This window comes from Pseudomonas sp. (assembly GCF_037994325.1).
GTDB lineage: Bacteria > Pseudomonadota > Gammaproteobacteria > Pseudomonadales > Pseudomonadaceae > Aquipseudomonas.
The window spans coordinates 1-7706 of the sequence record NZ_JBBNAH010000184.1; the positions used below are offsets into that span (position 1 = coordinate 1).

General features: G+C 55.8%; 9 protein-coding genes and 1 tRNA gene. 9 read left to right on the forward strand and 1 reads right to left on the reverse strand.

Going from position 1 to position 7706, the window contains the following annotated elements:
* Nucleotides 1-305: MFS transporter (locus tag AAAB16_RS06160; protein WP_340662540.1), on the forward strand; the 305-nt coding region annotated here is incomplete at its 5' end.
* Nucleotides 306-319: 14 nt separating this feature from the next.
* On the opposite strand, the gene yhbY is transcribed toward AAAB16_RS06160, so the two are convergent.
* The gene (gene yhbY, locus AAAB16_RS06165) at nucleotides 320-628 is read right to left on the reverse strand and encodes a ribosome assembly RNA-binding protein YhbY (protein WP_110616973.1); all 309 of its coding nucleotides are present in this window, start codon (nucleotides 626-628) and stop codon (nucleotides 320-322) included.
* A gap of 104 nt (nucleotides 629-732) precedes the next feature.
* Between yhbY and rlmE the strand changes: the two genes are divergently transcribed.
* From rlmE to rimP, 8 genes are all read left to right on the forward strand, one after another.
* Nucleotides 733-1362, forward strand: a complete 630-nt coding sequence (rlmE, locus tag AAAB16_RS06170; RefSeq protein WP_340662541.1) for a 23S rRNA (uridine(2552)-2'-O)-methyltransferase RlmE — start codon at nucleotides 733-735, stop codon at nucleotides 1360-1362.
* A gap of 204 nt (nucleotides 1363-1566) precedes the next feature.
* Nucleotides 1567-3480 carry an ATP-dependent zinc metalloprotease FtsH gene (gene ftsH / locus AAAB16_RS06175; protein ID WP_110616971.1) on the forward strand — a complete coding sequence of 638 codons (1914 nt, stop codon included), beginning with the start codon at nucleotides 1567-1569 and terminating at the stop codon, nucleotides 3478-3480.
* Nucleotides 3481-3488: 8 nt separating this feature from the next.
* Nucleotides 3489-4340, forward strand: coding sequence for a dihydropteroate synthase (folP, locus tag AAAB16_RS06180; protein ID WP_340662542.1), 852 nt, complete (start codon nucleotides 3489-3491; stop codon nucleotides 4338-4340).
* Between the two features lie 20 nt (nucleotides 4341-4360).
* Nucleotides 4361-5698: a phosphoglucosamine mutase gene (glmM, locus tag AAAB16_RS06185; RefSeq protein WP_340662543.1), complete on the forward strand. Its 1338-nt coding sequence runs from the start codon at nucleotides 4361-4363 to the stop codon at nucleotides 5696-5698.
* A gap of 65 nt (nucleotides 5699-5763) precedes the next feature.
* Nucleotides 5764-6519, forward strand: a complete 756-nt coding sequence (tpiA, locus tag AAAB16_RS06190; protein WP_340662544.1) for a triose-phosphate isomerase — start codon at nucleotides 5764-5766, stop codon at nucleotides 6517-6519.
* Nucleotides 6520-6522: 3 nt separating this feature from the next.
* The gene (secG, locus tag AAAB16_RS06195; protein ID WP_110616967.1) at nucleotides 6523-6909 is read left to right on the forward strand and encodes a preprotein translocase subunit SecG; all 387 of its coding nucleotides are present in this window, start codon (nucleotides 6523-6525) and stop codon (nucleotides 6907-6909) included.
* An 11-nt stretch (nucleotides 6910-6920) separates the two neighbouring features.
* A tRNA-Leu gene (locus AAAB16_RS06200) sits at nucleotides 6921-7006 on the forward strand.
* Nucleotides 7007-7331: 325 nt separating this feature from the next.
* Nucleotides 7332-7706 (forward strand): ribosome maturation factor RimP (gene rimP / locus AAAB16_RS06205; RefSeq protein WP_340662545.1); only part of this gene is annotated, 375 nt, incomplete at its 3' end.

A 7706-nucleotide genomic window follows, 5' to 3' on the forward strand; every position in this document is an offset into this window, starting at 1 on the left:
TTGAGGAAATTGCCAACAGGTTAAGCCCATTACTGGTGTTGCTAGCCGGTGGTGGGTTGTTGCTCCAGGCGCTGATCTTGTTGCAGTCGCAGCGGCTTGCCGCGCTCTGGCGCGATTCGCGGGGGCAGTTGCTGGTGGTGGGTTTGTTGGTGGCGCTGGGTTATGGTGCAGCCGAACGCTGGTTGCCAGGCGCGGTGCGTCTGCAACTGTTCTGTTTTCTGGTCTTGGCGTTATGCGGTGCGCTGCTGGTGTTGCAGCCAGTGCCGGACGGCGAGGCAGCCAGGGCGCGCAAAGCGCGCCACTAACCGGTAAGGCGGGATCAGCTGAAGCGGGTAACGTTCGACAGCTGTTTGTTGGCTTTCGGGTTCTTGCGGTAAATCAGCGCCATCTTGCCGATTACCTGAACCAGCTCGCTCTTGGCGGTTTTGCACAATTCGGCAATCGCCGCCAGACGGCTTTCACGCTCGGTGATTCTGAGTTGGATCTTGATCAGTTCGTGATCGCTCAAAGCGCGCTCCAATTCAGCGAGCACACCTTCGGTCAAACCGTTGTCAGCAACAATCAATACCGGTTTTAGATGGTGACCGATAGATTTGTACTGTTTCTTCTGCTCTTGAGTGAGCGGCATAATCTGACCCCTGCGTCTGATCTTGTAAAAAGCGGCGGCTAGTTTACCCGAGCGCTCTCGGTACCGCCCAGTTAATCACGCCCCGTTAAATTTTGAGGTGCCCAGTGGCACGTTCCAAGACAAGCCAAGGTTGGTTGAAAGAGCATTTCAACGACCCCTACGTAAAAATGGCGCAGAAGGACGGTTACCGTTCGCGCGCCAGCTACAAGTTGCTCGAGATTCAAGAGAAGGACCGCATTCTGCGCCCTGGTAATACTGTAATTGACCTTGGCGCCGCGCCGGGTGGTTGGTCACAGGTAACCAGTCGAGTGTTAGGCGACAAAGGCCGCTTGATTGCCTCAGATATCCTGGAGATGGACAGTATCCCGGATGTCACCTTTATTCAGGGTGACTTCACTGAGGAGTCTGTTCTGGCACAAATCCTCGAAGCGGTCGGCAATAATCCGGTAGACCTTGTTATCTCGGATATGGCCCCCAATATGAGTGGGGTGAAGATGGCTGATCAGGCGCGCGCGATGTACTTGTGCGAGTTGGCGCTAGATTTGGCACGCCAGGTATTACGGCCGGGCGGTGACTTTCTGATCAAAATCTTCCAAGGCGAAGGTTTTGACGTCTATCACAAGCAAGTGCGGACCATGTTTGAGAAGGTGCAGATGCGTAAACCGCTGTCGTCGCGTGATCGGTCCCGCGAGCAATATTTGCTGGCCCGCGGCTTTCGCGGAGCGCAAGATTGAACCCATGAAGACGGGGTTCAGTCACACGTTGTACGAATCGAGCGTTGTTTTGCCGCTACGTCAGGGCAGTGCCTCATAAAGGGTTACAGACGCTTCCTGCCTAGGTTCGGAAGTTGTGTAGTAAGTTAGGCTGATCAATATCCAGCCGTAATGCGAGGTTCGTCCCGCGTGGGGCCTGCTTCAGAGGGTAGCTAATTGAACGACATGGCAAAGAACCTGATCTTGTGGCTGATTATCGCCGCGGTCCTTGTGACCGTGATGAACAACTTCTCCAGCCCAAGCGAACCGCAGACGCTGAACTACTCGCAATTTATCGAGCAAGTTAAAGATGGTGGCGTGCAAAAAGTCACCATCGAAGGCTTCAATATCACCGGTATTGGCACCGACGGTAAGACATTCACCACTGTGCGTCCGATGATTGAAGACCGTGGCTTGATCGGCGATCTGATCAACAACAACGTCACCGTCGAGGGCAAAAAGCCTGAGCAACAAAGCATCTGGACTCAGTTGCTGGTTGCCAGCTTCCCGATCCTGGTGATCATCGCCGTGTTTATGTTCTTTATGCGCCAGATGCAGGGCGGTGCCGGCGGTAAAGGCGGCCCGATGAGCTTTGGCAAGAGCAAGGCGCGCCTACTCTCCGAAGATCAGGTGAAGACCACGTTGGCTGACGTTGCCGGTTGCGACGAAGCCAAAGAAGAAGTGGGCGAGTTGGTGGAATTCCTGCGCGATCCGGGCAAGTTCCAGCGCTTGGGCGGTCGTATCCCGCGCGGCGTGCTGATGGTCGGCCCGCCCGGTACCGGTAAAACATTGCTAGCCAAGGCGATTGCTGGCGAAGCGAAGGTACCGTTTTTCACTATTTCCGGTTCTGACTTTGTTGAGATGTTCGTGGGTGTCGGCGCCAGCCGCGTTCGCGATATGTTCGAGCAAGCCAAGAAGCATGCGCCTTGCATTATCTTTATCGACGAAATCGACGCCGTAGGCCGCCACCGTGGTGCTGGCATGGGCGGTGGCCACGATGAGCGTGAGCAAACTCTGAATCAACTGCTGGTTGAGATGGATGGCTTCGAAATGAATGACGGCATCATCGTCATTGCTGCCACTAACCGTCCGGATGTGCTTGACCCTGCGCTGTTGCGTCCGGGCCGTTTCGACCGTCAGGTTGTGGTCGGTCTGCCTGATATCCGTGGTCGCGAGCAGATTCTTAAAGTCCATATGCGCAAAGTGCCAATGGGTGACAACGTTAAACCGGCGGTGATAGCCCGTGGTACACCAGGTTTCTCTGGTGCTGACCTGGCTAACCTGGTCAACGAAGCGTCGCTGTTTGCCGCCCGTGCCGGCAAACGTATCGTTGAGATGAAAGAGTTTGAGTTGGCCAAAGACAAAATCATGATGGGCGCCGAGCGCAAATCGATGGTGATGTCCGAGAAAGAGAAAATGAACACCGCGTTCCACGAGGCCGGTCACGCCATTGTGGGTCGCTTGGTGCCTGAGCATGACCCGGTTTATAAGGTCTCCATCATTCCGCGCGGTCGTGCCTTGGGCGTGACCATGTTCTTGCCGGAAGAAGATCGTTACAGCCTGTCCAAGCGTGCGCTGACTAGTCAGATTTGCTCGCTGTATGGCGGCCGTATCGCTGAAGAAATGACCTTGGGCTTTGACGGTGTTACCACCGGCGCTTCCAACGACATCATGCGCGCCAGCCAGATTGCGCGGAATATGGTTACCAAGTGGGGCTTGTCCGAAAAACTTGGCCCACTGATGTATGCGGAAGAAGAAGGTGAAGTGTTCCTTGGTCGTGGTGGTGGCGGCCAGCAAGGCAATATGTCTGCGGATACAGCCAAGCTGATCGACCTGGAAGTACGCAGCATCATCGACGAGTGCTACGGCACCGCTAAGCGTCTTCTTGAAGAGAATCGCGATAAGCTTAATGCCATGTGCGATGCGCTGATGAAGTACGAAACCATTGACGCCGACCAGATCGACGACATCATGAATGGTCGTACCCCACGTGAGCCGCGTGATTGGCAGGATGATGGTGATTCAGGCACCACCATCAGCAAAAAAGACGAAGTTGAAACGCCTGAGAAGCCCATTGGCGGCCCTGCTGCCGAGCATTAAGGCCAGACATGTCTCAGACGCAACACCCAAACCGGCTACCTTGTGGTAGCCGGTTTCTTGATTTAAGCCGCCCACACGTGATGGGCATTCTTAATGTCACTCCAGATTCTTTTTCCGATGGCGGGCGCTTTAGTCGCGTCGACTTGGCGCTGCGTCATGCCGCGGAAATGGTTGCGGCTGGCGCAACGCTGATCGATGTCGGCGGCGAGTCTACTCGGCCTGGTGCGCGACCAGTTTCTCCGGTTGAAGAGCTGGAGCGCGTAGCGCCTGTGGTCGAAGCTATTGCCCATGAGCTGGATGTAATCATCTCTGTGGATACCTCGACGCCTGCAGTTATCCGCGAGTCGGCAAGGCTCGGCGCTGGTTTGATCAATGATGTTCGTTCGTTGCAGCGCGACGGTGCGCTGGAAGCAGTTGCGGCGACAAATTTGCCAGTGTGTTTAATGCATATGCGCGGTGAGCCCGGCACCATGCAGGACAATCCGGTTTACGCGGATATAGTCGCCGAAGTGAGCAGCTTTCTAGTTGAGCGTATGGCGGTGTGTGAGGCGGCGGGCATTGATGCGACGCGCATCATTCTTGACCCAGGCTTTGGCTTTGCCAAAACCTACGAGCACAATCTCAGCCTGTTCAAGCATATGCCCCAACTGCATGTGCTAGGGCGGCCGCTGCTTGTGGGTGTTTCGCGCAAGAGCATGATCGGGCGAGCGCTTGGCCGTGAAGTGGGCGAGCGCCTAAATGGCAGCTTGGCCTTGGCGGCGTTGGCCGTTGCTAAAGGCGCACATATTTTGCGTGTGCATGATGTTGCCGAGACGGTGGACGTCGTGCGCATGATTGCTGCTGTGGAAACAGCAGAATAAAAAGATCGGAGACGGTGGTTATGGGTAAAAAATATTTTGGCACCGACGGTATCCGTGGGCGCGTAGGTCACTATCCGATCACCCCTGACTTTATGCTCAAGCTCGGCTGGGCTGCGGGTATGGCGTTCCGCAAACAAGGCGCTTGCCGCGTGTTGATCGGTAAAGACACGCGTATTTCCGGATATATGTTTGAGTCTGCGCTGGAGGCTGGCCTGTCCGCCGCTGGCGCCGACGTGATGCTGCTGGGCCCGATGCCCACGCCGGCTATCGCCTACCTGACGCGCACCTTCCACGCTGAGGCCGGCATCGTAATCAGCGCCTCGCACAATCCCCATCATGACAACGGCATCAAGTTCTTCTCCGGGCAGGGCACCAAACTGCCAGACGAAGTGGAGCTGATGATCGAAGAGTTGCTCGATGCCCCGATGACGGTGGTTGAGTCGGAGCAGTTGGGCAAAGTCTCACGGATAAATGACGCGGCCGGACGCTACATCGAATTCTGTAAGAGCAGTGTGCCGACCAGCACCGATTTCGCTGGCTTGAAGCTGGTGGTGGATTGCGCTCACGGCGCGGCGTACAAAATTGCCCCAAGCGTGTTTCGTGAACTGGGTGCGCAGGTCACCGTGCTGTCCGCGCAACCTAATGGCCTGAACATCAACGATGACTGCGGTTCCACTCACATGGAAGCGTTGCAGGCGGCGGTGGTTGCCAACCAGGCGGATCTTGGAATCGGTTTTGACGGCGACGCGGATCGTGTGTTGATGGTCGACCACACCGGCGCCTTAGTCGATGGTGACGAGCTGCTGTTTATCATCGCCCGCGATCTGCAAGAGCAGGGCAAGCTGCAAGGTGGTGTGGTTGGTACGCTGATGAGCAACCTTGGCCTGGAGTTGGCGCTGGCTGAGCTGAATATTCCTTTTGTGCGTGCCAATGTTGGCGATCGCTATGTGATCAGCGAGCTCTTGGAGCGTAACTGGCAGATTGGTGGTGAAAACTCTGGCCATATCGTGTGCTTCCAGCACACCACTACCGGCGATGCGATTATTGCGGCGCTGCAGGTGCTGCTCGCGCTCAAGCGCTGGGGTAAGAGCTTGGCCGAGGCTCGCCAGAGCCTGCGCAAGTGCCCGCAAGTGCTGGTGAATGTGCGTTATTCCGGTGGCGTTGATCCTGTTTCTCATCCTGCTGTGACCGACGCCTGTGCGCGGGTCACCGAGCGCATGGGTGGTCGTGGTCGCGTCTTGCTACGCAAATCCGGTACCGAGCCCTTGGTTCGCGTTATGGTCGAAGGCGACGATGAAGCCCAGGTGCGTAGCTATGCTGATGAATTAGCTAAAGTAGTTACCGAAGTATGTGCCTGATTCGGCTTGCTAATCCCTAATCTCTTGGGTAGCATCTGCGCCCACTTTGATCGACGAGGTAGAACATGCGTCGCCCCATGGTAGCTGGTAACTGGAAGATGCACGGTACCCGCGCCAGCGTCGCTGAGTTGATCAAAGGCCTGCACGCCTTGGCATTGCCAGCGGGTGTAGAGGTGGCGGTTTTTCCGCCCAGCCTGTACATCAATCAGGTGCTTGCTGGTCTCGAAGGTAAGTCCATTGCAGTAGGTGCGCAGAACTGTGCAGCTGAACCGGCGCAAGGCGCTCTGACCGGTGAAGTGGCTTCGAGCCAATTGGTTGATGCGGGTTGTACGCTGGTTTTGGTTGGTCACTCTGAGCGTCGTTTGTTGCTGGGTGAAAGTGATGAGCTGTTGGTGCGTAAGTTCGCCGCAGTGCAAGCCTCTGGTTTGACGCCGGTGTTGTGCATAGGGGAGACCCTGGAGCAGCGCGAAGCAGGCAAAACCATTGAGGTGGTCAGTCGCCAGCTAAGCAGTGTGATTGAAGCGTTGGGTGTTGAAGTGTTTGCTCGTGCTGTTGTTGCGTACGAGCCGGTTTGGGCGATTGGTACGGGCCTGACCGCAACGCCAGAGCAGGCTCAGGATGTGCACGCTGCAATTCGTGCGCAGCTGGAGACGGAAAATGCCGAAGTCGCTCGCGGTGTAAGAATTCTCTATGGCGGCAGTGTTAAGGCGGCCAATGCGGTTGAATTGTTCGGCATGCCGGATATCGATGGGGGGCTCATTGGTGGAGCCTCTTTGAATGCGGAAGAGTTTGGTGCGATCTGTCGCGCCGCAGGAAACTAAGAAATGCTGGAAACTGTCGTTGTAGTTCTGCATCTGCTGGCGGCCTTGGGCGTTGTTGCGCTCGTACTGTTGCAGCAGGGTAAAGGTGCCGATGCCGGTGCCTCGTTTGGTTCGGGTGCTTCGGCCACTGTTTTTGGTAGCCAAGGTTCCTCTACCTTTCTTAGTCGTTTTACTGCTATACTTGCCGCCGCTTTTTTCATTACTAGCTTGGGCTTAGGCTTCTTTGCTAAAGAAAAAGCTCACACGCTGAGCCAGGCTGGTTTGCCTGATCCAGCTGTGATGGAAGTGCAGCAGAAAAAACCGGTAGCAGAAGATGTGCCGGTGCTCGAAGAGCAAAAGCCAGCGTCTAACAGCGCTAGCGATGTACCTCAAGCTCCAGAGCAGAAGTAAGTGCGTTAATTGCCGAGGTGGTGGAATTGGTAGACACGCTACCTTGAGGTGGTAGTGGCCATAGGCTGTAGGGGTTCGAGTCCCCTTCTCGGTACCAATTAAACAGCAAAGCCCGCTTCATGCGGGCTTTGCTGTTGCTGGGGGTTGGATTGACCCTTGCGCTAATTCGGTCGTATAATCCGGCCCCAGCTTTAACGTGGGGTTCGGCCGTTTGATAGCCCTATGGGCTCATGGCGCAAGAAGGTGTGGTTTAACCTTCCTTCCCCTGCAATCGGTTGTAGCGGAGCCCCTTTTTAGGGGCTTTTTGTTAGCCGGTTGCTTTGTTGGCTCTGTTGTTTTGTCGCTGATAGCAACGTTCAGCGGCTTCAAGGGATGGGCGCTTCGCCCATTTTTTATTTGTACGACATGCACGAGGGGTTCAAGTGTCGAGCAAGCTAGAAGAGTTGCAGGCCTTGTTGGCCCCGGTAGTCGAGGCTCTTGGCTATCAATGCTGGGGTATCGAGTTCCTGTCCCAAGGGCGGCATTCGCTGCTTCGCGTCTATATCGATCATGCCAACGGCATTCTTGTTGAAGACTGCGAAAAAGTTAGCCGCCAGTTGAGCGGTGTCCTGGATGTCGAAGATCCGGTAGCCAGCGAGTACACCCTTGAGGTGTCGTCGCCAGGCATGGATCGGCCGCTGTTCACTATTGAACAGTTTGCCGCGCACGCCGGTGAGCAAGTAAAGATCAAACTGCGTTCTCCCTTTGATGGGCGGCGTAACTTTCAGGGCCTCCTCCGCGGAGTAGAGGAACAGGAC

Bases quoted from the DNA above. Each gene is read 5' to 3' on its own strand.
- glmM (WP_340662543.1), top strand. From the start codon at position 4,361: ATGGGTAAAAAATATTTTGGCACCGACGGTATCCGTGGGCGCGTAGGT.
- tpiA (WP_340662544.1), top strand. From the start codon at position 5,764: ATGCGTCGCCCCATGGTAGCTGGTAACTGGAAGATGCACGGTACCCGC.
- folP (WP_340662542.1), top strand. From the start codon at position 3,489: ATGTCTCAGACGCAACACCCAAACCGGCTACCTTGTGGTAGCCGGTTT.
- yhbY (WP_110616973.1), bottom strand. From the start codon at position 628: ATGCCGCTCACTCAAGAGCAGAAGAAACAGTACAAATCTATCGGTCAC.
- ftsH (WP_110616971.1), top strand. From the start codon at position 1,567: ATGGCAAAGAACCTGATCTTGTGGCTGATTATCGCCGCGGTCCTTGTG.
- secG (WP_110616967.1), top strand. From the start codon at position 6,523: ATGCTGGAAACTGTCGTTGTAGTTCTGCATCTGCTGGCGGCCTTGGGC.